This window comes from Promicromonospora sukumoe, from assembly GCF_014137995.1.
Classification (GTDB): Bacteria; Actinomycetota; Actinomycetes; order Actinomycetales; family Cellulomonadaceae; genus Promicromonospora; species Promicromonospora sukumoe.
The window spans coordinates 3,033,440-3,057,065 of the sequence record NZ_JACGWV010000001.1 but is presented as its reverse complement, the minus strand read 5'-3'; the positions used below and the strand labels follow the sequence as shown (position 1 = coordinate 3,057,065).

Here is a 23,626-nt window from a genome sequence, read left to right as displayed (position 1 = left end):
GTCAGGGGTCGGTTCGCTCGCGCATGTTCCGCTCGAACAGGTCGCGCGCGGCGGCCGAGAGCTCGCCGATCCGCAGGTCGGCGCCGTCGAGCCACACCGTCGGCTGCACGTTGCGGACCGAGCCGGTCAGCAGCATCTGCGCCTCGCCGGCCGAGACCCGGTCGAGCACCGAGAACGGCAGCTCGCCGTCCTTGGCCTCGCGCACGGGCAGCCCCGCCTCGGCGCCCCACTCGAGCAGCAGCTCGCGCGTGATGCCGGCCAGGCAGCCGACGCTCAGCGGGGGAGTGACCAGCTCGCCGTCGAGCTCCAGGAACACGTTCGAGCCGGTGCCCTCGCACAGGTCGCCCGCGGTGTTCGCGAAGACGGACTCGTCGGCGCCCTTGCCGATCGCGTCGGCCAGCGCCACCACGTTCTCGGCGTACGACGTCGTCTTCAGGCCCGCGACGGCACTGTTCTCGTTGCGCGTCCACGGGGAGCGCGCGGCCCGTCCGGTGTGTACGACGACGGCCTCCGTCGCCGCCACCACGACCGTCTGCGGGGTGTCCGAGCGGCCCGAGCCCAGCGGCCCGATGCCGTCGGTCACCGTGATGCGCAGGCGGCCGGCGTCGGGCGACGCGGACAGGACGGCGTCCACGCCGTCGCGCACCTTGCGCAGGTCCAGCGGCGCCATGCCCATGCCGGACGCCGACCGCTCCAGGCGCGCCAGGTGCCGCGTCAGCGCGAACGCCTGCCCGTTCAGGACGGCGCAGGTCTCGAAGACGCCGTCGCCGACCGTGATGCCGTGGTCCACCGCGCTGAGCGCGGCCTCGCCGGGCGCGACCATGCGCCCCTCTGTCCAGATGACCGTCATGCAGCCCAGTCTGTCACCGGCGCAGCGTCACGTGGGTCACCTCCGGGGTGTGCCGCACGCTCGTGGACGAGAACTCGATGGGCGGCACGCCGTCGAACACGCGGGTGCCGGAGCCGAGCGTGAACGGGACCACGTGCAGGCGCAGCTCGTCGATGTGTCCGGCGGCGAGGTACTCGTTCACGGTGGTGGCCCCACCGGTGACGGAGATCTCCCTGTCCCCGGCCGCCTCCCGAGCCTGGGCGAGCGCGCTCTCGATGCCGTCGGTGACGAAGTGGAACGTGGTGCCGCCCTTCATCTCGACCGACTCGCGCGGGTGGTGCGTGAGCACGAAGACCGGCCCGTGGTACGGCGGGTCCTCGCCCCACCAGCCCGTCCAGTCGAGGTCCCACTCACCGCGGCCGGCCGTGAACATGTTGCGGCCCATGATGTACGCGCCCGCGCCGACGATGGCGTCCCTCTCGGCCTGGTGCGCGTCGCCGTGCTCGAACATCCAGGTGTGCAGCCGCTCGCCCGCGAGCGGCCCGAACGGGTGCTCCAGGCTCTGGTCGTGGCCGGCCGAGTAGCCGTCGAGCGAAACTGCCAGGTCTGCTTTGACGATTCCCATGCCCGTCCGACGACGGCGGCCGCCGGAACTCATCGGCGGCCCCTCCGGCAATGTGGGCTCGGCGTCAGGACGACGCCAGCGCGACCAGCCGCTCCGCCTTGAGCTCGGTCTCGTGCCACTCCGCCGTCGGGTCGGAGCCCCAGGTGATGCCGGCGCCCGTGCCGAACCGCAGCACGCCGTCGGCCCACCAGAAGGTCCGGATGCCGACGGCGAGCGACGCCCGGCCGCCGTCGACCCAGCCCACCGCGCCGCAGTAGGGGCCGCGCGGGGCGGTCTCCAGCTCGCGGATGATCCGCAGCGCGCTCGACTTCGGGGCGCCCGAGACCGAGCCGGGCGGGAAGGTGCCGGCCAGCAGCCTGCGCCACAGCTCGCCGGGGCGGACGACGTCGTCGGCCAGGGTGCCGCGCACCCGCGAGACCAGGTGGACCAGGCCGGGGTGCTGCTCGACCGCGAGGAGCGACGTGACCGCGACCGTGCCGGGGCGGCTGACGGTCTGCAGGTCGTTGCGCACCAGGTCCGTGATCATCACGTTCTCGGCGCGGTCCTTCTCCGTGAGGCCGTCGGGCGTGCGGGCGGTGCCCTTGATCGGGCCGGACTCCACGAACGTGCCGTCCGGCCCGTCCGACACGGCCAGGTACAGCTCCGGCGACGCGCTCACCACCCACACGGGGTCCAGCCCGGACGTGGCGGGCACGTGGACGGCCGCGGCGTGCGGTGCCGGGTTGCCGGCGGCCAGCCGCGCGGCGAGCGCCCGGGCGTCGGGCTCGGCGAGCCGGCCGGCCGCGTCGGCCCCGGCGGCAAGGGGAGCGGACAGCACCCGGCAGATGTTGGCCTGGTAGACCTCGCCGTCGCGCACGTACTCGCGGACGCGTTCGACGGCGGCCTCGTAGGCGGCCTGGTCCATCGAGGACGTCCACGTTTCGGACGGCGGTCCGTGCCACCTGGTGGATGCGCCCGCGGGCGCATCCACGGCGTCGTGCACCCGGGCGAAGCGCCATGCGCGCGCCCGTCCCTCGAAGTCGGCGACGACGAACCACGTGCCGGTCTCCAGGCGTTCCGGCTGTTCCAGCACGTCGACGCACTCGACGGCGTCGGTCGCGACGCGTCCGTCGAAGCTCGCCCAGCCGGTGGCGCCCGTCACGTCGGCCGGGGCCGGGGGAGCGCCTCGGCGGGACGGAACCGGTGGGATCGTGCGGTTTGCGGGCAGATGGGCCGGGCGGGGTGACACGGGACAACCGTACGGGCGGCGCGCGCGATTGGACGGTTCGCCCTCCGTTCGATTAATGTTCAGAACGCCGGAACACCGGGGGAAACCCCAGGATGCCCGGCTTCGCGGATGTAGCTCAGTGGTAGAGCATCACCTTGCCAAGGTGAGGGTCGCGGGTTCAAGTCCCGTCATCCGCTCGGAAAGTCGCTCTCGTGATTCTTCGGCTGAAGAGAGCAGCCGTCGGCTGTGGTCTGGCCGAGCGGTGGGTTGGCCGAGAGGCGAGGCAGCGGCCTGCAAAGCCGTACACACGGGTTCGAATCCCGTACCCACCTCGCAGCACGACGGGCGATTGGCGCAGCGGTAGCGCGCTTCCCTGACACGGAAGAGGTCACTGGTTCGATCCCAGTATCGCCCACGCGTAGAACAGGCCCCCGGCCGGCAGAGATGCCGCCCGGGGGCCTTTCGCATGTCCGGTCCCGTCATGCGTCCTCGCGCGGAGCGGGTTAAGTTCGGCAAGGAAGGCAAAGTTTCACCCTCTCGTGGTGTTGCTTGCCGTCACGAGGACGACGCGGTCGGCGCAGTCCGCCGGTACCCCCAGGTCCCGGCCGCCGTATCGCACGCGCTGCAGGTTGCGCCCACCACGCGCGGAGCGGGTGACTCAGAGCTTCGCCGCCGAAGTCGAACCACATCGGGTTGACCAGGACCGTGCCGCCCGGACGGAAGACCGCCGAGGACGCGTGGTCGCGTGCCTCGCGGAACGAGCGGGCGGCTGGCCTCGACCCTGAGAGGTCACCATGAAGACACGCCCCACTGCATCCCGCCCCACTGCATCCCGCCCCACCACGATGCGGCTACGTCTGGCCGTTCTCGCCGTCGTCGCCGTGCTCGTCGCACCGGCCACGGCCGGCCCCGCGCAGGCCAAGGGCTCCGACGAGCCGACCGACGCGGAGCTCGCCGAGCTGCACGAGGCCATCGGGGAGTCCGAGGTCGAGGGTGTCGCCTGGTACACCGACGAGGCCGCCGGCGAGGTGGTGGTGATCGCCGACTCCACGGTCGACGGTGGCGACCGCAACGACGTGCGCCGGGCGGCCGGCGACAAGATCGGCGCGCTGGAGCTCCAGCGGACGGAGGGTGAGTTCAGGACGTTGCAGCGGTCGGCGCCTCCGGGGACAACCATCCTCGGCTCGGGCGTGCGCTGCACCCTCGGCTTCAACGTCCGCAAGGGCAACATGAAGTACCTCATCACCGCCGGACACTGCGCCAACAAGGTGCCCTCCTGGAAGGTCGGGATCAAAAACGCCCAGAAGATCGGCCCCACCGTCCAGTCTCGGTTCCCGGGCGGCGACTACGCGCTGGTTCGGTACGACAACCGGTCGGTCAAGCGGCCCGGCGGCTACACGCCCGGGAACGCCTTCGTGGGCCAGGCCGCGACCCGTGTCGGCTCCACGACCGGACAGCACTCGGGGTTCGTGACCGCTACCGGCGTGACCGTCAGGTTCTCCGGCGGTGACATGGTGCCGAACCTGATCCAGGCCGACATCTGCGCCGAGCCCGGCGACTCCGGGGGGCCGTTGTTCAGCGGCAAGCGCGCCCTGGGCATCCTGTCCGGCGGCACCGGTGACTGCCCCTCCGGCGGGATCTCGTTCTACCAGCCCATCAAGCCGGTGCTCGCGGCGTACGGGGTGCAGCTCTACTACAAGTGACCCTCGTTCCACCGGGCCAGGCCCGCGGCCTGGCCCTCGTGGATGCCGCTCACCCACTCCCAGCCGGGTTCGGGCGCGTCGATGCGCGGGTCGTCGGGCCTGCGCCCGTCCCGCAGGGCGCGCAAATACGCGCGGTCCCGCCCGATCCGGTCACGGACGTTCTCGGTTCCGGCGACGGCGGTGCCGTGCCCCGGCACGAGCACGGCGACGTCGTCCGCGACGTCCTCCAGCACCCGCAGCCCGGCGAGGTATTCCTCGACGGGGTCGCTGGTGTCCGTGAAGTCGTCGAGCATCGGCACGAAGACGTCGGACAGCATGTCGCCGGCGACCAGCACGCCGGAGTCCTCGACCAGCAGCGCCGCGTGGCCGGGGGAGTGGGCCGGGTGCTCGATGACCCAGACGTCGGGGCCGTCCCACGGAATCCGGACGGTCCCGGCGGGCAGGCCCGTGACGAGCCCGAAGAGGTCCAGCGGCACCTCGTCGGCGATCTCGGGCGGCAGCCCCTCGGTCACGCGGGCCCGCCATCCGTCGTCCGACCGCAGGTCCCGCAGGGCGGCCGCGCAGCGGGCCGTGCCGTAGCGGGGCGCGTCGCCGAGCCCGGGGTGCCACAGGACGTGGTCCCAGTCGGGGTGCGTCGAGAAACCCGCCACGACGGGCAGGTCCAGCTCGTCCAGGTCGTTCGCGAGACAGGACATCTCGGCGCCCGTGATCCCGGCGTCGACGAGCAGCACGCCGGTGCGGCCCCGCACGACGACGGTGTTGTTGCGGAGCAGCTCGCTCCGGTGGACCAGAACGCCCTGTGCGACCTGCGTCAGCATGGCTTGTCCCTCCAGTCGTGGTGCGCGGTCCGCTGGGGTGGGCCGGCGCTCAGCTGCCGTCCCCGGGCGGCGCGTCGAGCAGGGTGGGCGTGTACTCCAGGAGCTGGAGTCGGCCGTCGAACATGCGGTGGTCCGTCAGCTCCAGGGCGACGTCGGGGTAGGCGTCGAAGATGCGCTCGCTGCCGGTCGCGCCCGTGATGACCGGGAACAGGACCACCCGGAAGCTGTCCACCAGCCCGGCCGTCAGCAGCGACCGGCTCAGGCTGAGGCTGCCGAGGGTACGCAGCGGGCGTGACGAGGTCTCCTTGAGCGCCCGCACGGCCTCGACGGCGTCTCCGGTGACCAGGTCGCTGTTGGCCCAGGCCAGCGGCGCCTCCAGGCTGGAGGAGAACACGACCTTGGGCATGTCGGCCATCGGGTCCTCGGGGGCGTCGGCCAGCATCCCGTGCATCAGCCGGTACGTCGTCGCGCCCATCAGGGTGGTGTGCTGGTTCTCGCCGTCCTCCCCGAGAAAGGCGAGGTATTCCGGTCCCTCCAGGCCCCAGAAACCGGGCCAGCCCTCCGCGGACGCGTAGCCGTCCAGCGAGATGATGAAGTCCACCATGAGCTTCTGCATTCGTTCCTCCTCGGTGTGGCGTGTGCCCGTGGTGACCGCCCGAGCGGGGAAAACTCATCGGTGGACGGCGGGCCCCCTCGCCCCTGCGCAAGAGAGGCCCGCCGTCCGGCGGCCGACTACTGCGTCGTGTAGTGCTCGATGCTCATCACCAGGATGACGCGGTCGGCGCTGTCCGCGGGCGGCTGCTGCTCGGCGTTGCCGTACCGCTTGCCCAGGTGCACGTAGAAGTCGCCGGTCGGGTCCGGGACCACCTCGACCAGCTTTCCGCGCACCTCGATGTAGTTGAAGGCGTTCTCGTCGTTGAGGATCGCGAGGCTCATCGACGGGTTGTGCTGCAGGTTGCGGTACTTGGCGCGGTACGTGGTGTGCGTGAAGCGGAGGTTCTCGCCGTCGAAGTCGAACCACATCGGGTTGACCTGGACGGTGTCGTCCGGGCGGATCGTGCCGAGGAACGCGTAGTTCGGTGCCTCGAGCAGGTGCATCAGGTGGGCGGGGACGATGTCGGTTGCACTCATGCCGCCGAACATAACCCCTCCGGGCAGTGGTCGGAGTTATGGGATGAAAAGACATCACGGAGCGAGGTTTCACCCGGGAGGTAGATGTATACGCAGGGTGAAATGCCTTCAGATGCGCTGATTTCATTTCCGGGCGGTTACATCTGGTTCGGGGCCTTGTGGGGTGAATTATTCCGGGGCAATACTTCCGGCCAGCGAGACGGCGGGCGACGACGATCCGTCCCTGCCGAGCAGGGCACGCCACCAGCGTGCCCCACACCCAGGAGGTAGCCATGAGGCTCACTCGCACCACGCACCGCCCCGGTTCGGCCAGGAAGTCCCGTCTGATCGCGCTCGCCGCGGGGCTCGGGCTCGCGGCGTCCACGCTCGCCGGACCGGCGGCCGCCGCCGCGCCCGACGACCGGCCGACGAGGGCCGAGCTCGCCACCGCGCACGCCGCCGTCGGACAGGCGGACGTCGTCGGCGTCGCCTGGTACACGGACACGGCCACCGGCAAGGTCGTCGTGACGGCGGACTCGACCGTCTCCGCGGCCGAGCTGGGCACGATCCGCAAGGCGGCCGGCGCCGAGGCCGACGCCCTGACGATCAAGCGGACGTCCGGCACCTTCAAGCCGCTGCTGGGCTCCGGCGACGCGATCTACGGCTCCGGCTACCGCTGCTCCGTGGGCTTCAACGTCCGCAGCGGCAGCACGTACTACCTGATCACCGCGGGCCACTGCGGCAACGGCGTCCCGACCTGGTACACCAACTCGGCGCAGACCACCCTGGTGGGCGCCACCGTGGGCTCCAGCTTCCCCGGCAACGACTACGCGATCGTCCGGTACGACAACACGTCGCTGAGCCACCCGGGCGGCTACACCGCCGGCAACGCCTCCGTGGGCCAGCGCGTCACGCGCGACGGCTCCACGACCGGGGTGCACTCCGGCACCGTCACCGCGCTGAACGTGTCCGTCCGGTACGCGGAGGGCGTGGTGTCGGGCATGATCCAGACCAACGTCTGCGCCGAGCCCGGCGACTCCGGCGGCGCGCTCTACAGCGGGTCGACGGCGCTGGGCATCACGTCCGGCGGCAGTGGTAACTGCTCCTCGGGCGGCACCACGTTCTTCCAGCCGGTCACCGAGGCGCTCAGCGCGTACGGCGTCTCGATCTACTGACGCGCACCCGTTCCTGACCTGCGCGGGCGGCGTCGCCGGACGATTCCGGCGGCGCCGCCCGCGTGCTGTTCGGCGTCGTGGGGCGCGGCGCAGGTGGCGCGGGCTTTTCGATTGGACCGGCACGCCGTTTGTGAACTACTCTTCCGGAGCGTCACCACGCCAGGACCGAAGGGTCCAGGATGGTCATAGCGCGGATGTAGCTCAGTGGTAGAGCATCACCTTGCCAAGGTGAGGGTCGCGGGTTCAAGTCCCGTCATCCGCTCGATACCCGCTTTTGTGGGGAGCACGGTGGGTTGGCCGAGAGGCGAGGCAGCGGCCTGCAAAGCCGTACACACGGGTTCGAATCCCGTACCCACCTCGGGCGATTGGCGCAGCGGTAGCGCGCTTCCCTGACACGGAAGAGGTCACTGGTTCGATCCCAGTATCGCCCACCAGCAAGGCCCCGGACCACGGTCCGGGGCCTTCGTCGTTCCCGACGGCGGCCGACGTCGTCCTACCCGGTCAGCCCTGCCCGACGAGCCGGGCCCGCAGCGCCCGCACGTGCCCCGGCGTGAGCCCGCCCCCGGTCAGGTACGCCTCGACGCCGCCGTGCCGCGCCGACAGGTGCTCCAGCGCGCCGAGGATGACGTGCCGGGTGGGCGGGACCTTGCGTTCGGCGGGCCGGTCGTCGCCCGCCCCGGCCGCCCGCAGCTCGTACCGGGGCGCGAGCCGCGCGTTGGTGACCTCGTAGTCGTCGGCGAGGGCGTCGACGTCGGCTCCGGCCAGGGTGAGCGCGAGCGCCACCACCAGGCCCGTGCGGTCCTTCCCGGCGGCGCAGTGCACCAGCACGGGACCCTCGGGGGCGTCAGCGACGGCGCCGACGGCGCGCGCGAACAGCTCCGGGTGCCGGTCCAGCATGCCCTGGTAGAGGTGCACCCAGGGCCCCTCCTCGGGGTCACCGGGGGCCTGCACCGGCAGGTGCAGGTAGGCGGGCCTGTCCGCGAGCCGGCTCGGCCACTCGGCGAGCTCCTCCGGCCGGCGCAGGTCGATGATCCGCGAGAGGCCGTAGGCGCCGGCGGCGGCGACGCCGTCGTCGGTCAGGTAGCTGGGGGACTCGGAGCGCACCAGGACGCGCTCGCGGACGGTGCCCCCGCCCGTGAGCGGGAGCCCGCCGAGGTCACGGGCGTTGAGGCAGCCCGCCCAGTCCAGGTGGAGCGGCGTGTAAGGCGTCACGCCGCGAACCTAGCGCTCCGGGTCTTCCTCGTGCATCGAAAACTTGCCCTTGCGCATCTCGACGGCGATCTGCTCGGCGTCCAGCAGGTCGAGGGCGTTGCCGAGCTGGGCCGAGTCGAAGGTGCCGTGGGAGCGTGCGGCGAGCAGCTCCTCGCGCTGGGCGGCGATGGTCGCGAGCCGCAGCTCCCGGTACTGGATGAAGCGGTCCTTGGTCAGCACCGCGTCCTCGTCCTGCGACTCGTGCTCGCGGAAGGTGTCCTTGCGCACCCGGGCGACGACCCCGGCGTCGTACGGCGTGCCGTCCGGGCGCTGCGGCTCGGCGAGGAACTGGCGGGCCGCCTGCTCGGTCTCGCGGCGCAGGGCGGGCAGGTCGCCGGTCGTGTCCTGCCCGATCAGCCCGAGGCGCCGGGTCACCCAGGGCAGGGTGCTGCCCTGGAGCAGGAGCGTGCCGAACGCGACGCCGAAGGCGACCAGGATCAGGAAGGACCGGTTCGGCGTGTCGGCCGGCAGCGTCTGCGCCGCCGCCAGCGTCACCACGCCACGCATGCCCGCCCACACCAGGAGCGTGCCCTCGCGCCAGCCGAGGGGCCGGGCCAGGTCGTAGTCGATGTCGGCGGTGCGGCGCCGCAGGGTGCCCTGGATGCGTTCCAGGCGCTGGGCGGTCGAGCGGCGGCCCTTGCGCCGTCCCGTGCCCTCGTCCGTCTCGGTCGGGGGTGGTGCCGCCGCGGCCCGCTGGTCGATGCGGTCCTGGAACGCGGTGAGCGTCTCGCGCACCGCCTCGCCGCGCCGGGCCCGGCGCCCCTGGATGCCGATCAGCGGCGTCACGAAGGCGGCGCGCACCACGAGGATCGCCGCACCGGCGATGGCCGCGACGACGGCCGCCTGCCAGACCGAGCCCGTGCCGGACTCGGCGTCCTCGATGAGGGCGAACAGCTCGATGCCCATGATGAGGAACACGGTGCCCTCGAGCAGCAGCTCGACGGTGTGCCAGTTGGAGCGTTCGGCGATGCGGTCCTGCGGGCGCAGGTAGCGCGGCGAGCCGTTGCCCGTCACCAGGCCCGCCGCGACGACGGCGACCAGGCCGGACGCGCCGAGCTCCTCGGCCGGGATGTAGGCGACGAACGGCACCACGAACGACATGGCGGTGCTCAGGGCGGCGTGACCCAGCCGGCGTCGCACCCGCAGGCCCAGCCAGCCGACGGGCACGCCGATCGCCACGGCGACCAGGGCCGCGTAGGCGAAGTCGCCCACGACCTCCCACAGGCTCACCGAGGCCGCGGTCGCCGCGATGGCGGATCGCAGGAGCACCAGCGCGGAGGCGTCGTTGAGCAGGGACTCGCCCTCCAGCATCGTGACGCTGCGTGGCGACGCCCCGAGCCGTTTCACGATCGACGTCGCGACGGCGTCCGTCGGGCTGACGATGGCGCCCAGCGCGATGGCCGTGGCCAGGTCGATGTCGGGGATCAGCCAGCGGAAGAGCAGGCCGAGCAGCACCGAGCTGATCACCACGAGCGTCACCGACAGGCCGCCGATGGCCGTGAAGTCCCGCCGGAAGTCCATCGACGGCAGGCCGACGGCGGCCGAGTAGAGCAGCGGGGGCAGCACGCCGCCGAGGATCACCTCGGGCGGGATCTCGACCGCGGGCACCCACGGCAGCAGGCTGACCCCCGCGCCCAGCACCACCAGGACCAGCGGGGCCGCGACGCCGGCCTTGGGGGCCAGGGCGGTGACGGCGATGATCAGGACGGCGGCGATGACTGCGACGATCAGGTACTCCACAGGCTGACGTTACGAGACGCCGACGGCGTCCGCCGACTTTTGCGCTCTGCGCGAGACGCCGGAGGGACCCCAGGTGGGGCGCCGTTGCCGCGCGCGTCCGACGCTCTGCGCGTAGTTTCAGGGGTGGCGGCGGGACCCCGTCGCGCGCAGGGGGGCACGTCGTGTGCCCGTGTCGAAGAGGAGTCGGACATGGGGCTTTTTGACAAGGCCAAGGAGTTCGTGACGGACCCGGACAACCTGGCGAAGGCCAAGGAGCAGCTCAGCGACGAGAACGTCGACGCAGCCACGGACAAGCTCAAGGAGCTCGCGCCGGACAAGGCGGACGGGGCGATCGACACCCTGGGCCAGAAGGCCAAGGACTTCGGCAAGAGCTGATCCCGCCGGTCCGCCCGCGGTGCGACCGCGGGCACGGGACCGGCACTGTATCGGTACGATCGAGGGGCACCGTCCGTGCGGACGGTGCCCCTCGATCCATTTCGTCTTCCGTTCCCCAAGGAGCACTCCTGTGTCCGACGTCGCATCGCCGCCCAGCCCCACCGACCTCGCCGGTGGCGAGACCCCGGCTGAGAACACCACGCAGGCGACGACGACCGAGGCGACGACGACCGGCGTCGAGCTGTACGGCGACCGCCGCGACGTCGTCGTCGTGCGGGTGGACGGCGAGCTGTGGGACCTCGACCGCGAGATCCCGGCCGGCCGCGAGGTCGAGCCGGTGACGATCAGCGAGCCCGACGGCCTGGCCGTGCTGCGGCACAGCGCCGCCCACGTGCTGGCGCAGGCCGTGCAGCAGGTCAACCCGGACGCGAAGCTGGGCATCGGCCCGCCCGTCACCGACGGCTTCTACTACGACTTCGACGTCGAGACGCCGTTCACGCCCGAGGACCTCAAGGCCCTCGACAAGACGATGGGCCGCATCATCAAGGAGGGCCAGACCTTCCGCCGCCGCGTCGTCACCGAGGACGAGGCGCGCGCCGAGCTGGCGAACGAGCCGTACAAGCTGGAGCTGATCGGCCTCAAGGGCGGCGCGGCGGCCGACGGCGACAGCGGCGAGTCCGTCGAGGTGGGCGGCGGCGAGCTGACCATCTACGACAACGTGCGTGGCGCCGGCCGTGAGAGCGAGACCGTGGTCTGGTCGGACCTGTGCCGCGGCCCGCACCTGCCGAACACGCGCCTGATCGGCAACGGCGTGCAGCTCATGCGCTCGGCCGCCGCCTACTGGCGCGGCAGCGAGAAGAACCCGATGCTGCAGCGCGTCTACGGCACGGCCTGGCCGTCCAAGGACGAGCTGAAGGCGTACCTGGAGCGGCTGGCCGAGGCCGAGCGCCGCGACCACCGGCGCATCGGCGCCGAGATGGACCTGTTCAGCTTCTCCGACGAGGTCGGCTCCGGCCTGCCGCTGTTCCACCCCAAGGGCGGCGTCATCAAGCGGGTCATGGAGGACTACGTCCGCCAGCGGCACATCGAGGAGGGCTTCTCGTACGTCGGCACCCCGCACATCACCAAGGACGGGCTGTTCCACACCTCGGGCCACCTGCCCTACTACGCGGACACCATGTTCCCGGAGATGGACCTCGAGGGGTCCAAGTACCGGCTCAAGGCCATGAACTGCCCCATGCACAACCTGATCTTCGCCGCGCGCGGGCGCTCCTACCGTGAGCTGCCGCTGCGCCTGTTCGAGTTCGGTTCCGTGTACCGGTACGAGAAGTCCGGCGTGGTGCAGGGCCTGACGCGCGTGCGCGGCCTGACCCAGGACGACTCGCACTCCTACGTGACGCCGGAGCAGGCGCCGGGCGAGGTCAAGCACCTGCTCGACTTCATGCTCAGCGTGCTGCGCGACTTCGGCCTGGACGACTTCTACCTGGAGCTGTCCACGCGTGACGACTCCAAGCCGGACAAGTTCGTGGGCTCGGACGAGGACTGGGCCGCCGCGACCGAGATCCTGGAGCGCGTGGGCCGCGAGACCGGCCTGGAGCTCGTGGCCGACCCGGGCGGCGCCGCGTTCTACGGCCCCAAGATCTCCGTGCAGGCCAAGGACGCCATCGGCCGTACCTGGCAGATGGGCACCGTGCAGTACGACTTCAACCAGCCCAAGGGCTTCGGGCTGGAGTACACCGCCGCGGACGGCACCCGCCAGCAGCCGGTCATGATCCACTCGGCCAAGTTCGGCTCCATCGAGCGGTTCATGGGCGTGCTCATCGAGCACTACGCCGGGCAGTTCCCGGCCTGGCTCGCGCCCGTCCAGGTGCTCGCCGTGCCCGTCGCCGACGCCTTCGACGACTACCTCAAGGACGTCGTCGCCCAGCTCCGGGCCCAGGGCATCCGCGCCGAGCTCGACCTGTCCGACGACCGGTTCGGCAAGAAGATCCGCAACGCGTCCAAGGAGAAGGTCCCGTTCGTGCTCATCGCGGGCGGCGAGGACGTCGAGGCGGGCGCCGTGTCGTTCCGGTTCCGGGACGGCACCCAGGAGAACGGCGTGCCGGTCGCCGAGGCGATCGAGCGGATCGTCAAGGCGGTCAGCGACCGCGTGCAGGTCTGACCGGCTCCGCAGAGGTCGTCCCCGGATGAACAGCGACCCCGCTCCCGAGTCCCCGGCGGCCTTCGGCCCCTCGGACGACGGGCTGCAGCGGCTCTGGACGCCGCACCGCATGGTCTACATCGGCGGGCAGGACAAGCCCGCCGACGGGACCACCCAGCAGTGCCCGTTCTGCCGCATCCCGGCGGGCGACGACGAGCAGGGCCTCGTCGTCGCCCGCGGGGAGCGGTGCTACGTGGTGCTGAACCTCTACCCGTACAACTCGGGGCACATGATGGTGCTCCCGTACCGGCACGTCTCGGACTACACGGACCTGACCGACGCCGAGACGGTCGAGCTGGCACAGATGACTCAGCAGGCCATGCGCGTGTCGCGCGCCGTTCACTCGCCCGCAGGCTTCAATCTTGGTATCAACCAGGGCGAGGTCGCCGGTGCGGGCATCGCGGCGCACCTGCACCAGCACGTCGTGCCGCGCTGGCTGGGCGACGCCAACTTCCTGCCCGTGGTGGGCCAGACCAAGGCGTTGCCGGAGCTGCTGGCGGACACCCGCCGTCGGCTCGCGGACGCGTGGAAGACCGCGGGGGGCAGAGAGGAGAACTGATGTTACGGGGCCTGCGCTCCTTCATGACGACGCTGTTCACACCCCTGGCCCGGCTGCTGCTGGCGCTGCGGGTCTCGCCGGACGCGGTGACGATCGCCGGCACCGTCGTGGTCACCGTGGTGGCCCTGACGCTGCTCCCGATGGGGCACACGCTCGTGGGCGGCCTGCTGATCGGCTTCTTCGTCCTCTTCGACTCCCTCGACGGGGTGATGGCGCGCCAGGCCGGGCGGTCCGGACCGTGGGGCGCGTTCCTTGACTCGACCCTGGACCGCGTGTCCGACGGCGCGGTGTTCGCTGGCATCACGCTCTGGTTCGTGCTGCACCCCGACGAGCACCACGGCCTGTGGGGCACGTCCGCCGCGCTCGCCTGCCTGGTGCTCGGCAGCGTCGTCCCGTACGCCCGGGCCCGCGCCGAGGGCGTCGGCGCCACCGCACAGGTGGGCATCGCCGAGCGCGCCGACCGGCTGCTGCTGGCACTCGTCCCGTTCACGTTCATGCAGGTGGGCCTGCCCGTCGTCGTGCTGGAGGTCGTGCTCACCCTGCTGGCGCTCGCCAGCCTGGTGACCGTGGTCCAGCGCATCGCCACCGTGCACGACCAGCTCGCGCGACGTGCGGTCGAGACCCGGGACGAACCGCACGAGGGTCCCCTGGCCGGACAGGGCGCCTGATGAACGTCGCGGCGGCGTACACCTTCGCGTGGCGCAACGCCACGAAGATCCCCGAGCCCGTGCTGCGGGGCCTGTTCACCGCGGTCGCCGACGTCACCTGGCTGCGCCACGGCAAGGCCGTGCGGCGCATGGAGAGCAACTACGCGCGGGTGCGGCCCGACCTCGACGCCGCGGCCGTGCGCCGGCTGTCCCGGGCGGGCATGCGCAGCTACATGCGCTACTTCCGGGAGGCCTTCACCCTCCAGGGCGTCACCACCGCCAAGCTGCGGGCGCGCGTGCGCCTGGAGGGCTACGACGAGCACGTGCGCCCCGTGATCGACGACGGCGGCGCCGTCTCGCTCGCCCTGGGCCACCTCGGCAACTGGGACCTGGCCGGCGCCTACGGCTCCCAGTACCTCGCGGGCGTGCTCACCGTCGCCGAGCGGCTCAAGCCCGACGAGCTCTTCGAGGAGTTCCTGCGGTTCCGCGGGTCCCTCGGCATCGACGTCCTGGCCCTCGGCAACGGCGACGTGCTGGGTGCCCTGGTCCGCGGCGCCAAGGAGGGCGGGCGGCTCCTGCCGCTGCTCAGCGACCGCGACCTGACCTCCACCGGCATCGAGGTCGACCTCGCCGGGCACCGCGCCCGGGTCGCCGCCGGCCCGGCGCTCGTCGGCCTGGAGGCCGAGGTGCCCGTGCACGCCGTCGGCATCACGTACGAGCGGCTGCGCGGCGCCCGGCGCCGCACCGCGGGCACGCCGTGGGGCATCGTCATCCACTTCTACCCGCCCCTGCCCGTGCCCGACGTCGGGCTGCCGCGCGCCGAGCGGGCTCGCCTGCTCACCCAGGGCTGGGTCGACCAGCTCGCGGGGTCCATCGTCGAGCACACGCACGACTGGCACATGCTGCAGCGGGTGTTCGTCGCCGACCTGGGACCGGCCCGGCAGCGGGCCGCGCGGGAGAACGGATGAGAGGCGCGCGGCGGCGCGGGCACCGCACGCTGCGCGTCGGCATCGTCTGCCCCTACTCCTTCGACGCCCCCGGCGGCGTCCAGTTCCACGTGCGCGACCTCGCGGAGGCGCTCCAGGCCGCCGGGCACGAGGTGTCGGTCCTGGCCCCGTCCAGCGACGACACCGAGTTGCCCGACGTCGTCACGGCCGCCGGCCGGGCGGTACCCGTGCCCTACAACGGGTCGGTCGCGCGCCTCACCTTCGGCCCGCTGACCGCCACGCGGGTGCGCCGCTGGCTGGAGGGCGGCATCGACGGCCGCCCGTTCGACATCGTCCACCTGCACGAGCCCATGGTCCCGTCCCTGTCGATGCTCGCCCTGTGGCAGACCACCGAGCCGGTCGTCGCCACGTTCCACACCTCGCAGGTGCGCTCGCGGGCGCTGCAGGTCGCCTACCCGCTGGTGCGGCAGTCGCTGGAGAAGATCGCGGCCCGGATCGCCGTGTCCGAGGACGCGCGCCGCACCCTGGTGGACCACCTGGGCGGCGACGCCGTCGTCATCCCCAACGGCGTCTACACGCAGGTGTTCGCGAGCAGCCCCCGGCGGCCCGAGTGGACCGGGACGCCCGACGCGCCGACCGTCGCGTTCCTCGGCCGCCTCGACGAGCCGCGCAAGGGGCTCGGCGTGCTGGTGCAGGCCGTCCCGGCGATCCTCGACCGGATGCCCGGCACACGCTTCCTCGTGGCGGGCCGCGGCAACGGCATCGTCGACGAGACGCGCGAGATGCTGGGGGAGCGGGCCGCGTCCGTCGAGTTCCTGGGCGTGGTATCCGACGCCGACAAGGCGGCGCTGCTGGCGTCCGCCGACCTGTACGTCGCGCCGCAGACCGGCGGGGAGAGCTTCGGCATCGTGCTCGTGGAGGCCATGAGCGCCGGGTCCGTGGTCGTGGCCAGCGACCTCGGCGCGTTCGCGCGCGTCCTGGACGACGGCGCGGCCGGCGCGCTGTTCCGCACCGGCGACCCCGGCGACCTCGCCACGACCGTCCTGGCCCTGCTGGCCGACCCGGCGCGGCGGGACGCCTACCGCGCCCACGCCGCGCAGTGGGTCCAGCGGTTCGACTGGTCCGGCGTCACAGAACAGGTCCTCGCGGTCTACGAGATGACGCTCGACGCCGACCACGCCATCGCCGACGACGCCGTCCGCCGCGTCATGGGGCTGTTCCCGCGCCGGGTCGGCGGTGACACGTGACCTGGTCCGAGATGGCGCTCGTCGCGCTGGCGGCCGCCGTCGTCGGCCTCGTGTTCGCCTGGCAGGGCGCCTCCCGGATCGACCGGCTGCACCGCAAGGTCGCGGCGTCCCGGATCGCGCTGGACGCGCAGCTCGTCCGGCGGGCCTCGGCGGCGGTGGAGCTGGCGGCGTCGGGCGCGCTGGACCCGGCCAGCTCGGTGCTGGTGGCGGACGCCGCCTACGCGGCGTCGGACACCGTGCCGGTCACGTCGCCCGCCGCCGCGCTGAAGATGGACGGGCTGGGCCCCGCGCGCGAGCGCGCCGAGTCGGGGCTCACGGCGACGCTGCGGGAGGCGTTCGGCTCGCCCGAGGCCGTCCACGACCTGCGGGAGGGCCCGGGCGGCGAGGTGCTGGAGGCCCTGGCGGCCGCCTGGTACCGGGTGACGCTGGCCCGCCGCTTCCACAACGAGGCCGTCGCCCAGACCCGCCGCGTGCGCCGGCTCTGGTACGTGCGGCTCTTCCACCTGGCCGGCCGCGCGCCGATGCCGCGCACGGTCGAGCTCGACGACGCCCTGCCGCACGGGCTGGAGCCGGCGGGCGGGTGAGCGCTTTGTCCAGCAGGTGACCGTTCTGCGGTCGGCGGCAGGGACGCCGCAGGCCGGGCGATAAGATCGGGACAGGGCGCCGACCGCGCCCGGAACGACCGGCGTCGATCCCACCGGCGAGAACTATGCGAGGTAACCGTGACTGAATCCGTGACCGGCGAGAACACCGTGGGCACGGTCGGCACCGCGCGCGTGAAGCGCGGTATGGCCGAGATGCTCAAGGGCGGCGTCATCATGGACGTCGTCACCGCCGACCAGGCGAAGATCGCCGAGGACGCGGGTGCGGTGGCCGTCATGGCGCTCGAGCGGGTGCCCGCGGACATCCGTGCGCAGGGCGGCGTGTCGCGCATGAGCGACCCCGACATGATCGACGGCATCATCGAGGCCGTCTCGATCCCCGTGATGGCGAAGGCGCGCATCGGGCACTTCGTCGAGGCGCAGGTGCTGCAGTCCCTCGGCGTCGACTACATCGACGAGTCCGAGGTGCTGACCCCCGCGGACTACACGAACCACATCGAGAAGTGGAACTTCACCGTGCCGTTCGTGTGCGGTGCCACCAACCTGGGTGAGGCGCTCCGCCGCATCACCGAGGGCGCCGCGATGATCCGTTCCAAGGGCGAGGCCGGCACCGGCGACGTCTCGAACGCGACCACGCACATGCGGAAGATCCGCCAGGAGATCCGCCGCCTGACCACGCTGCCCGAGGACGAGCTGTACGTGGCCGCCAAGGAGCTCCAGGCGCCGTACGAGCTGGTCAAGGAGATCGCGGCGACCGGCAAGCTGCCGGTCGTGCTGTTCACCGCGGGCGGCATCGCCACTCCGGCGGACGCCGCGATGATGATGCAGCTCGGCGCCGAGGGCGTCTTCGTGGGCTCGGGCATCTTCAAGTCGGGCAACCCGGCGCAGCGCGCCGAGGCCATCGTCAAGGCGACCACGTTCTTCGACGACGCCGACGTGATCGCCAAGGTCTCGCGCGGTCTGGGCGAGGCCATGGTCGGCATCAACGTCGACGAGATCCCGGAGCCGCACCGGCTCGCCGAGCGCGGCTGGTAATTCTCTGACTGACCAGGGCGGATGCCGGGGAGCGAAGGCTCTCCGGCATCCGCCCTCGCCGTGTCGCCGGCGGGTGCGGCACCAGGCCTGGTCCGTTCACCCGGCGGACACCTGACGGCTACCGGTGCCACGTCGGCCTGGGTTTCACTTGCCGCCGTGACACACGGACGAACCCGATACGGCGTGGCGACGCTCCTGGCCGTGGCTCTGCTGTCGTCGGGGTGCTCGGCTCCCGAGGAGGACGGCGCGTTGCCGCCGGCGGGGGCTTCGTACGAGACGCTGCCGCCGTACGAGACCGTGCCTGAGCCGGGAAGGACGATCGAGGCGACGCCGCCCGCGTCCCTCTCCGGTCTGGAGGGGTACCTGATCGCCGTGGTCGTCCCCGACGCGTCGGCGTCGTCCGCGACCTTGCTGTCGGCCTTGAAGGACGTGGTCTCCGCAGGTGGCGGGGACCTCCAGCAGCTCGCAGCCGCCGAGGGCGCCGCGGACCCGGTGGGCGCGGCCCTCGACCGGGCGCTCGACGTGGAGCCGGACCTGGTCGTCGGCCTCGGGGACGGCATCGTGGACATGTTCGGCTTCGAGAGCGCGCAGCGGCTCGGCCAGCAGTTCCTGGTCGTCGGCGCGCAGCTGGCCGAGCCGACCGACAACGTCACCGCCGTGGTCTGGGACGGTGCGACCTCGCGGGGGTCGGCGGCCGGCCCGGACGGTGACCTCGTGGACGCGAGCATCACCGAGCAGCGTGGCGAGGCCGCCTTCCGGGCGGGGCTGGCGAGCATCCAGGACGACACCACCGGCGTTGTCCTCTACCTCGACTGAGCGGCGGAGCGCCACTTTTTCACCCGTGGCGCGATGGTGTTCCGCCACCTTTTGCCCCGGTCGCCCCTGTTGTTCATCCCCGCTCCTCGACCAGGTCATCTGAGGTCAGCACTGTGCCGATCGGGCGTCGTGGATGCGCTCCCATCCCGCAGTACGGAACTCCAGATTGGCGTGTGACCTCTTGGTGATGACCCCAGCGACGCGGACCACGGTCGGCGACTCGCGCAGACACAGGAACGGGTGGCGCGGGCTCGCGGGCGTCGCCCTCCTCTCGCTCGTCGCGGGAGTGTTCGCCCTCCCGGCAACGGCGGCCGGCACGACCCGCACGGCGCCCGCCGCGGCAGCCGCCGTGACGCCGGTCCGCGTCGAGGCCGAGACGTACACCGGTAACAACAACGGTGCGGTGATCGGTGGCCGGGTGATGGACACCGGCGTCGAGTCGGACGGCGGCGCCTCCGGCGGTTCGCGCGTGAAGAACACCTTCAACGGGTCCGAGATCTGGTTCGACGACGTCGACCTCGGTAGCACCCCGCTGTCCACGCTCACGCTGCGCTACGTCATCAACGCCGGCCGCAGCGGGGTGAACCAGTCGATGGACGTCTACCTCGACGAGAAGAGCGACGAGAACAAGGTCGCGACCGTGGCGCTCTCCGCGACGGGCGGCGACTGGTCCACGTACGGCGCGACGACGGCCGACCTGCTCACCGAGGTCTCGGGCCGGCACAAGGTGATCGTGGTCATGCACGTCGACCCGAAGCCGGGCGAGGCCGGCGGCTACCCGAACTACTTCGGCAACATCGACTACCTGGAGCTCGGCCCGGAGTCGCTGCCGGAGGCGTTCCTCACGACGGCCGACGCCTGGAGGTACTCCGACGACGGCACCGACCCGTCCGGCGACGGCTCGCTGTCCTGGACCACCGCCGACTTCGACGACTCCGCGTGGAGCGAGGCCGTCGGGCCCTTCGGGTCGAAGCGGGGCGCCCCGGACCTCGGCGGCGGCTTCGTCGCGAACACGCTGCTGCGGTACACGCCGGACGGCTCGCAGAACACGGTCCCGACCTACCACCTGCGCACCGACTTCGAGGTCTCCGACGGCCAGCTCGCACAGCTCGACTCGCTCGTGGGCGCGATCACCTACGACGACGCCGTGCGGATCTACGTCAACGGCGAGAAGGTCGCCGGTTTCGTCGACGAGCGCGTGAACGGGGCCGCGAACCAGAACCTCACCTATGCGGGCGCGAGCAACGGGGACCCCGTGACCAGCACGTTCACGGTCCCTGCCGACGTGCTGGAGCCCGGGGAGAACACCATCGCCGTCGCGCTCTACCAGGACCGCGAGACCAGCAGCGACATCTACCTCGACCTGAGCTCGCTGGCCCCCGCCGGCCCGGCCCCCGAGCAGGAGATCGCCGACCTCGCCCTGCACGTCGGCGCCACCCAGGCCGAGCGCAACCTCACCTGGTACTCGAACGTCGACGTGCCGCAGGTCGCGCAGCTGGCCGAGGCGGCGGACGTCGTCGACGGCGTCTTCCCCGCCACGGCGCGAACGGTCGAGGCGGCCAAGAGCGGCGAGACCACGAGCGGTGAGTACTTCCGCGACGTGACCTTCGACCAGCTCGAGGAGAACACCGAGTACGCCTACCGCGTCGGCGGCGACGCGACCGGCTGGTCCGACGCCCACACCTTCCGCACGCAGGACTTCACCGGCGACTTCTCCTTCCTGTTCTTCGGCGACCCTCAGGTCGGTGCCTCCGGGAACCTCGCGCGCGACGAAGCAGGCTGGATCGACACGCTGGACGTCGCGACGCGCTCCTACCCGGACGCCGAGATGCTGTTCTCGGCCGGTGACCAGGTCGAGTCCGCCGGCAGCGAGGCCCAGTACGACACCCTGCTGAAGCCGGAGCAGGTCCGCAGCGTCCCGCTGGTGGTGACCAACGGCAACCACGACGTGGGGTCGAAGGCCTACGAGCAGCACTTCAACGTGCCGAACGAGGACCTGGAGTCCGGCGGCGCGTCCAACGGCACGTCGTCGGGCGGCGACTACTGGTTCCTCTACAAGGACGTGCTGTTCCTCAACATCAACTCCAACAGCCGCGACTTCGCCTCCCACAACGCGTTCATGGAGCGGGTCGTCGCGGAGCAGGGCCACCGCGCGAAGTGGAAGGTGCTCGCCTTCCACCACTCGATCTACTCCGTCGCCTCCCACACGGACGACGGCGACATCATCGACCGGCGCGACAAGATGCCGGCGAAGATCTCGGAGCTCGGCTTCGACATGGTGCTCATGGGGCACGACCACAACTACACCCGCAGCTACCTGATCAAGGACGGCGAGCTCGCCGACCCGACCGAGGTCGCGGGCCAGGAGCGGGTCGAGGCCGAGGACGGCGAGGTGCTGTACATCACGGCGAACTCGTCCAGCGGCTCGAAGTACTACGACACCCGGGCACCCGACGCGTGGTTCGCCTCGGTGATCAACCAGGAGCGGGTGCGCAACTACTCGGCCGTCGAGGTCACCGACGAGACGATCACGGTGCGCACCCTGCGCAGCCAGGCCAACGGCGCTGCCCTTCCGGTGAACAGCGTCGTGGACGAGGTCGTGCTCGCCAAGGCGGGCACGACGACGGACCTGGACGTGTCGGTGGACGTCTCGACGCGCACGGTGGCGGGCAAGCAGCACGTCTCGACGGTCGTGACGAACAACGAGGCCGCCCCGGTCGACGTCGTGGTGGAGACCGCCTACGGCTCCAAGTCGTTCGCCGCGGTGCAGCCCGGCCGGTCGGCGAGCGTGGCGATCAGCTCGCGTGCGGCGGCGATCCCCGGCGGCGACGTGACGGTCACCGTCACCGGCCAGCGCGGCGGCGAGACGGTGACGACCTCGAAGACCGCCTCGTACCCGGCCGCCGGCTGACCCGTGGCGCACGGTCGCGGTGTGCCCGCGGCCCGAAAGACAAACCCTTGAACCAGGAGAGAACGACGTGAACAAGAACTCCCTCGCGCTGCGCGGCAGCGCGATCGCCTTCGGCGCCGTGCTGCTGGCGTCGGCAGGCACGGCGGCCATGGCCGACGACGAGCAGGACACCCGCACCGTGGACGTCGACGTCGAGATCGAGCCGCTCACCGGGCCCGGTGCCCTGGCGATGACGGTCGAGAGCGACACGACCTCGCTCACGGAGGGCGGGTCGACCGACCTGGAGCGTGTCTTCACGGGCACGCTGCCGAAGGTCACGGTGACCGACACCCGCACGCCGGACGACATCCCGGCCGGTGCCTTCTGGTACGTCATGGGCACCGCGAGCGACTTCCACGACGAGCAGGGTGAGCACACCATCGAGGCGAGCCGTCTCGGCTGGTCGCCGCAGCTCGTCGAGGGCGAGGGGGAGGGGGAGCCCTTCGTCGAGGTCGGCGGCGACGTGGCGCCGTCGGACCCGGGCCTGGCCGACCAGGAGCTGCTCTACCTCGCGGACTCGGCGGAGGCCAACGCCGGAGGCGGCCGGTTCAGCGCCGTCGCGGACCTGAAGCTCCTCGTCCCGGCGGACGTCGAGGCCGGGAGCTACTCCTCGACGATCACCCTGTCGCTGTTCGAGTGACGTCATCGGGTCGGCGGGGGGACCGGAGCATGGCTCCGGCTCCCCGCCGGCCCTCGTCGCCCCGCCCCCGATCCCAGGAGCCCGCCCGTGAAGAACCCGCTCGCCACGCTCGCCGCGCTGGCGCTCACCGCCGCCTCCGTGCTGGTGGCCGCCCCCGCCGGCGCCGCGGAGGGCGACACCGTGACGTGGTCGGTGCGCCCGGGCGACGAGAACGGCGAGGACGGCCGGGCCTGGGTCGAGTGGGAGGCGGACCCGGGCCAGTCGCGCACCGAGCACCTGGCGGTCACCAACCACGGTGACGACGCGGTGCGGTTCCGGCTGTCCGCCGCCGACGGATACTTCACCGACACGGGTCGCTTCAACATGCTTCCCGCCGACCAGGAGTCGGTCGCGGCCGGAACCTGGGTCGACCTGCCCGCGAGCGTGAGCGTCGCGGCGGGCGCCACCGAGATCGTGCCGTTCACGGTGACCGTCCCGGCCGACGCGGAGCCGGGCGACCACGCCGCGGGCGTCGCGGCGAGCGTGCACTCCACGGGCGGAGGCGAGGTCGGCGTCGAGTCACGGGTGGGCTTCCGGGTCATGACGCGCGTGACGGGAGAGCTCGCGCCGTCCGCCGGGCTCGCGGCGTCGGCGTCCTGGACCGGTTCCGTGAACCCGTTCGAGGCGGGCGACGTCACGGTCGCGTACACGCTCGAGAACACGGGCAACGCCCGCCTGGGCACCCGGCCCGAGATCGTCCTGTCCGGCCCGTTCGGACTCGGGGAGCGCACCCTCCGTGGCGAGGAGATCGCCGAGATCGCGCCGGGCGAGACACGGCGCGGGACCGTCCGCTTCCAGGACGCCTGGCCGCTGCTGACCTACGACGTGCGCGTCGTGGCGCAGCCCCTGCCCGTCTCCGACGACCTGTCGTTCGAGGGCGTCGAGCCCGCGAGCGCGCAGACCACGGTGCTCGCGGTGCCCTGGCCGCAGATCGTCGTGCTGGTCCTGGCCGCGCTGCTGGCGGCCTGGGCCCTCTTCCGCCGTCGTCTGGAGCGGCGGCGCACGGAGGAGCTGGTCGCGCGAGCGCGCGCGGAGGCGTTCGCCGAGGCCGCCGCCCTGCCCGCGCGGGCCGAGCCCGCCCTCATCACCGCAGCCGACACCCACGGCTGAC

Annotated in this window: 22 protein-coding genes and 6 tRNA genes; 20 read left to right on the top strand and 8 right to left on the bottom strand. The window is 72.0% G+C overall.

Annotated elements, in window-relative coordinates:
- Position 1: 1 nt before the first annotated feature.
- The 3 genes from FHX71_RS13560 to FHX71_RS13550 all read right to left on the bottom strand — a co-directional run bounded on the left by FHX71_RS13560 (position 2) and on the right by FHX71_RS13550 (position 2,595).
- A complete protein-coding gene (locus tag FHX71_RS13560; protein WP_182617036.1) occupies positions 2-850 on the bottom strand; it encodes an aminotransferase class IV in 849 nt (282 codons plus the stop codon).
- A 13-nt stretch (positions 851-863) separates the two neighbouring features.
- Entirely contained in the window at positions 864-1,454 is a 591-nt protein-coding gene (locus tag FHX71_RS13555; RefSeq protein ID WP_182618702.1) for a dihydrofolate reductase family protein, read from the bottom strand.
- 64 nt (positions 1,455-1,518) lie between these two features.
- Positions 1,519-2,595: a chorismate-binding protein gene (locus FHX71_RS13550; RefSeq protein WP_182617034.1), complete on the bottom strand. Its 1,077-nt coding sequence runs from the start codon at positions 2,593-2,595 to the stop codon at positions 1,519-1,521.
- A gap of 191 nt (positions 2,596-2,786) precedes the next feature.
- On the opposite strand from FHX71_RS13550, the gene FHX71_RS13545 reads away from it, so the two are divergent.
- The 4 genes from FHX71_RS13545 to FHX71_RS13530 all read left to right on the top strand — a co-directional run bounded on the left by FHX71_RS13545 (position 2,787) and on the right by FHX71_RS13530 (position 4,364).
- A tRNA-Gly gene (locus FHX71_RS13545) sits at positions 2,787-2,858 on the top strand.
- Between the two features lie 64 nt (positions 2,859-2,922).
- A tRNA-Cys gene (locus tag FHX71_RS13540) sits at positions 2,923-2,993 on the top strand.
- An 11-nt stretch (positions 2,994-3,004) separates the two neighbouring features.
- Positions 3,005-3,076 (top strand) — tRNA-Val (locus tag FHX71_RS13535).
- Positions 3,077-3,455: 379 nt separating this feature from the next.
- On the top strand, positions 3,456-4,364 hold the full coding sequence (locus tag FHX71_RS13530; RefSeq protein ID WP_246402559.1) for a S1 family peptidase: 909 nt from the start codon (positions 3,456-3,458) through the stop codon (positions 4,362-4,364).
- Here FHX71_RS13530 and FHX71_RS13525 read toward each other — a convergent pair.
- The 3 genes from FHX71_RS13525 to FHX71_RS13515 all read right to left on the bottom strand — a co-directional run bounded on the left by FHX71_RS13525 (position 4,355) and on the right by FHX71_RS13515 (position 6,313).
- Positions 4,355-5,182, bottom strand: coding sequence for an MBL fold metallo-hydrolase (locus tag FHX71_RS13525; RefSeq protein ID WP_182617032.1), 828 nt, complete (start codon positions 5,180-5,182; stop codon positions 4,355-4,357). The two genes, FHX71_RS13530 and FHX71_RS13525, sit on opposite strands and share 10 nt — an antisense overlap.
- Positions 5,183-5,231: 49 nt before the next feature.
- Positions 5,232-5,798: a dihydrofolate reductase family protein gene (locus FHX71_RS13520; RefSeq protein WP_182617029.1), complete on the bottom strand. Its 567-nt coding sequence runs from the start codon at positions 5,796-5,798 to the stop codon at positions 5,232-5,234.
- A gap of 116 nt (positions 5,799-5,914) precedes the next feature.
- On the bottom strand, positions 5,915-6,313 hold the full coding sequence (locus tag FHX71_RS13515) for a PPOX class F420-dependent oxidoreductase (protein ID WP_246402557.1): 399 nt from the start codon (positions 6,311-6,313) through the stop codon (positions 5,915-5,917).
- Positions 6,314-6,585: 272 nt separating this feature from the next.
- Here FHX71_RS13515 and FHX71_RS13510 point away from each other — a divergent pair, with 272 nt between their 5' ends.
- The 4 genes from FHX71_RS13510 (at position 6,586) to FHX71_RS13495 (ending at position 7,901) form a co-directional block, all read left to right on the top strand.
- Positions 6,586-7,467 carry a S1 family peptidase gene (locus tag FHX71_RS13510; RefSeq protein WP_182617026.1) on the top strand — a complete coding sequence of 294 codons (882 nt, stop codon included), beginning with the start codon at positions 6,586-6,588 and terminating at the stop codon, positions 7,465-7,467.
- Between the two features lie 190 nt (positions 7,468-7,657).
- Positions 7,658-7,729 (top strand) — tRNA-Gly (locus tag FHX71_RS13505).
- A 25-nt stretch (positions 7,730-7,754) separates the two neighbouring features.
- Positions 7,755-7,825: transfer RNA gene (locus FHX71_RS13500), tRNA-Cys, on the top strand.
- Position 7,826: 1 nt separating this feature from the next.
- Positions 7,827-7,901, top strand: a tRNA-Val gene (locus FHX71_RS13495).
- Between the two features lie 67 nt (positions 7,902-7,968).
- On the opposite strand, the gene FHX71_RS13490 is transcribed toward FHX71_RS13495, so the two are convergent.
- Positions 7,969-8,679, bottom strand: coding sequence for a tyrosine-protein phosphatase (locus FHX71_RS13490; protein ID WP_182617024.1), 711 nt, complete (start codon positions 8,677-8,679; stop codon positions 7,969-7,971).
- A 9-nt stretch (positions 8,680-8,688) separates the two neighbouring features.
- On the bottom strand, positions 8,689-10,458 hold the full coding sequence (locus tag FHX71_RS13485) for a cation:proton antiporter (RefSeq protein WP_182617022.1): 1,770 nt from the start codon (positions 10,456-10,458) through the stop codon (positions 8,689-8,691).
- Positions 10,459-10,647: 189 nt separating this feature from the next.
- On the opposite strand from FHX71_RS13485, the gene FHX71_RS13480 reads away from it, so the two are divergent.
- The 12 genes from FHX71_RS13480 to FHX71_RS13425 all read left to right on the top strand — a co-directional run bounded on the left by FHX71_RS13480 (position 10,648) and on the right by FHX71_RS13425 (position 23,625).
- Complete coding sequence (locus FHX71_RS13480; protein WP_182617020.1) at positions 10,648-10,833, top strand: hypothetical protein; 186 nt, start codon at positions 10,648-10,650, stop codon at positions 10,831-10,833.
- Positions 10,834-10,963: 130 nt separating this feature from the next.
- Positions 10,964-12,994 (top strand): threonine--tRNA ligase, encoded by a 2,031-nt coding sequence (thrS, locus tag FHX71_RS13475; protein ID WP_182617018.1) that lies wholly within the window; start codon positions 10,964-10,966, stop codon positions 12,992-12,994.
- 25 nt (positions 12,995-13,019) lie between these two features.
- The gene (locus tag FHX71_RS13470) at positions 13,020-13,592 is read left to right on the top strand and encodes an HIT family protein (protein ID WP_182617016.1); all 573 of its coding nucleotides are present in this window, start codon (positions 13,020-13,022) and stop codon (positions 13,590-13,592) included.
- Positions 13,592-14,260, top strand: coding sequence for a phosphatidylinositol phosphate synthase (gene pgsA, locus FHX71_RS13465; protein ID WP_182617014.1), 669 nt, complete (start codon positions 13,592-13,594; stop codon positions 14,258-14,260). The genes FHX71_RS13470 and pgsA overlap by 1 nt, the downstream gene beginning before the upstream one ends.
- A complete protein-coding gene (locus FHX71_RS13460) occupies positions 14,260-15,207 on the top strand; it encodes a phosphatidylinositol mannoside acyltransferase (protein ID WP_182617012.1) in 948 nt (315 codons plus the stop codon). Before pgsA ends, FHX71_RS13460 begins: the two co-directional genes overlap by 1 nt.
- A gap of 29 nt (positions 15,208-15,236) precedes the next feature.
- Positions 15,237-16,433, top strand: a complete 1,197-nt coding sequence (locus FHX71_RS13455; RefSeq protein ID WP_182618700.1) for a glycosyltransferase family 4 protein — start codon at positions 15,237-15,239, stop codon at positions 16,431-16,433.
- Positions 16,430-17,017, top strand: coding sequence for a hypothetical protein (locus tag FHX71_RS13450; RefSeq protein ID WP_182617010.1), 588 nt, complete (start codon positions 16,430-16,432; stop codon positions 17,015-17,017). The genes FHX71_RS13455 and FHX71_RS13450 overlap by 4 nt, the downstream gene beginning before the upstream one ends.
- A 138-nt stretch (positions 17,018-17,155) precedes the next feature.
- Positions 17,156-18,070 (top strand): pyridoxal 5'-phosphate synthase lyase subunit PdxS, encoded by a 915-nt coding sequence (gene pdxS, locus FHX71_RS13445; RefSeq protein WP_312877042.1) that lies wholly within the window; start codon positions 17,156-17,158, stop codon positions 18,068-18,070.
- Between the two features lie 156 nt (positions 18,071-18,226).
- Positions 18,227-18,886, top strand: a complete 660-nt coding sequence (locus FHX71_RS13440; protein WP_182617008.1) for a hypothetical protein — start codon at positions 18,227-18,229, stop codon at positions 18,884-18,886.
- A gap of 187 nt (positions 18,887-19,073) precedes the next feature.
- The gene (locus FHX71_RS13435) at positions 19,074-21,797 is read left to right on the top strand and encodes a fibronectin type III domain-containing protein (protein ID WP_182617005.1); all 2,724 of its coding nucleotides are present in this window, start codon (positions 19,074-19,076) and stop codon (positions 21,795-21,797) included.
- A 67-nt stretch (positions 21,798-21,864) separates the two neighbouring features.
- Positions 21,865-22,476 carry a hypothetical protein gene (locus FHX71_RS13430; RefSeq protein ID WP_182617003.1) on the top strand — a complete coding sequence of 204 codons (612 nt, stop codon included), beginning with the start codon at positions 21,865-21,867 and terminating at the stop codon, positions 22,474-22,476.
- A gap of 87 nt (positions 22,477-22,563) precedes the next feature.
- A complete protein-coding gene (locus FHX71_RS13425; RefSeq protein ID WP_182617000.1) occupies positions 22,564-23,625 on the top strand; it encodes a COG1470 family protein in 1,062 nt (353 codons plus the stop codon).
- Position 23,626 lies beyond the last annotated feature (1 nt).

What these genes read in the sequence shown, in the direction of transcription:
- FHX71_RS13530 (WP_246402559.1), top strand. Translation starts at nt 3,456, where the DNA reads ATGAAGACACGCCCCACTGCATCCCGCCCCACTGCATCCCGCCCCACC.
- FHX71_RS13520 (WP_182617029.1), bottom strand. Translation starts at nt 5,798, where the DNA reads ATGCAGAAGCTCATGGTGGACTTCATCATCTCGCTGGACGGCTACGCG.
- FHX71_RS13515 (WP_246402557.1), bottom strand. Translation starts at nt 6,313, where the DNA reads ATGAGTGCAACCGACATCGTCCCCGCCCACCTGATGCACCTGCTCGAG.
- FHX71_RS13470 (WP_182617016.1), top strand. Translation starts at nt 13,020, where the DNA reads ATGAACAGCGACCCCGCTCCCGAGTCCCCGGCGGCCTTCGGCCCCTCG.
- FHX71_RS13510 (WP_182617026.1), top strand. Translation starts at nt 6,586, where the DNA reads ATGAGGCTCACTCGCACCACGCACCGCCCCGGTTCGGCCAGGAAGTCC.
- FHX71_RS13460 (WP_182617012.1), top strand. Translation starts at nt 14,260, where the DNA reads ATGAACGTCGCGGCGGCGTACACCTTCGCGTGGCGCAACGCCACGAAG.
- FHX71_RS13480 (WP_182617020.1), top strand. Translation starts at nt 10,648, where the DNA reads ATGGGGCTTTTTGACAAGGCCAAGGAGTTCGTGACGGACCCGGACAAC.
- FHX71_RS13435 (WP_182617005.1), top strand. Translation starts at nt 19,074, where the DNA reads ATGACCCCAGCGACGCGGACCACGGTCGGCGACTCGCGCAGACACAGG.
- pgsA (WP_182617014.1), top strand. Translation starts at nt 13,592, where the DNA reads ATGTTACGGGGCCTGCGCTCCTTCATGACGACGCTGTTCACACCCCTG.
- FHX71_RS13555 (WP_182618702.1), bottom strand. Translation starts at nt 1,454, where the DNA reads ATGGGAATCGTCAAAGCAGACCTGGCAGTTTCGCTCGACGGCTACTCG.
- FHX71_RS13560 (WP_182617036.1), bottom strand. Translation starts at nt 850, where the DNA reads ATGACGGTCATCTGGACAGAGGGGCGCATGGTCGCGCCCGGCGAGGCC.
- FHX71_RS13525 (WP_182617032.1), bottom strand. Translation starts at nt 5,182, where the DNA reads ATGCTGACGCAGGTCGCACAGGGCGTTCTGGTCCACCGGAGCGAGCTG.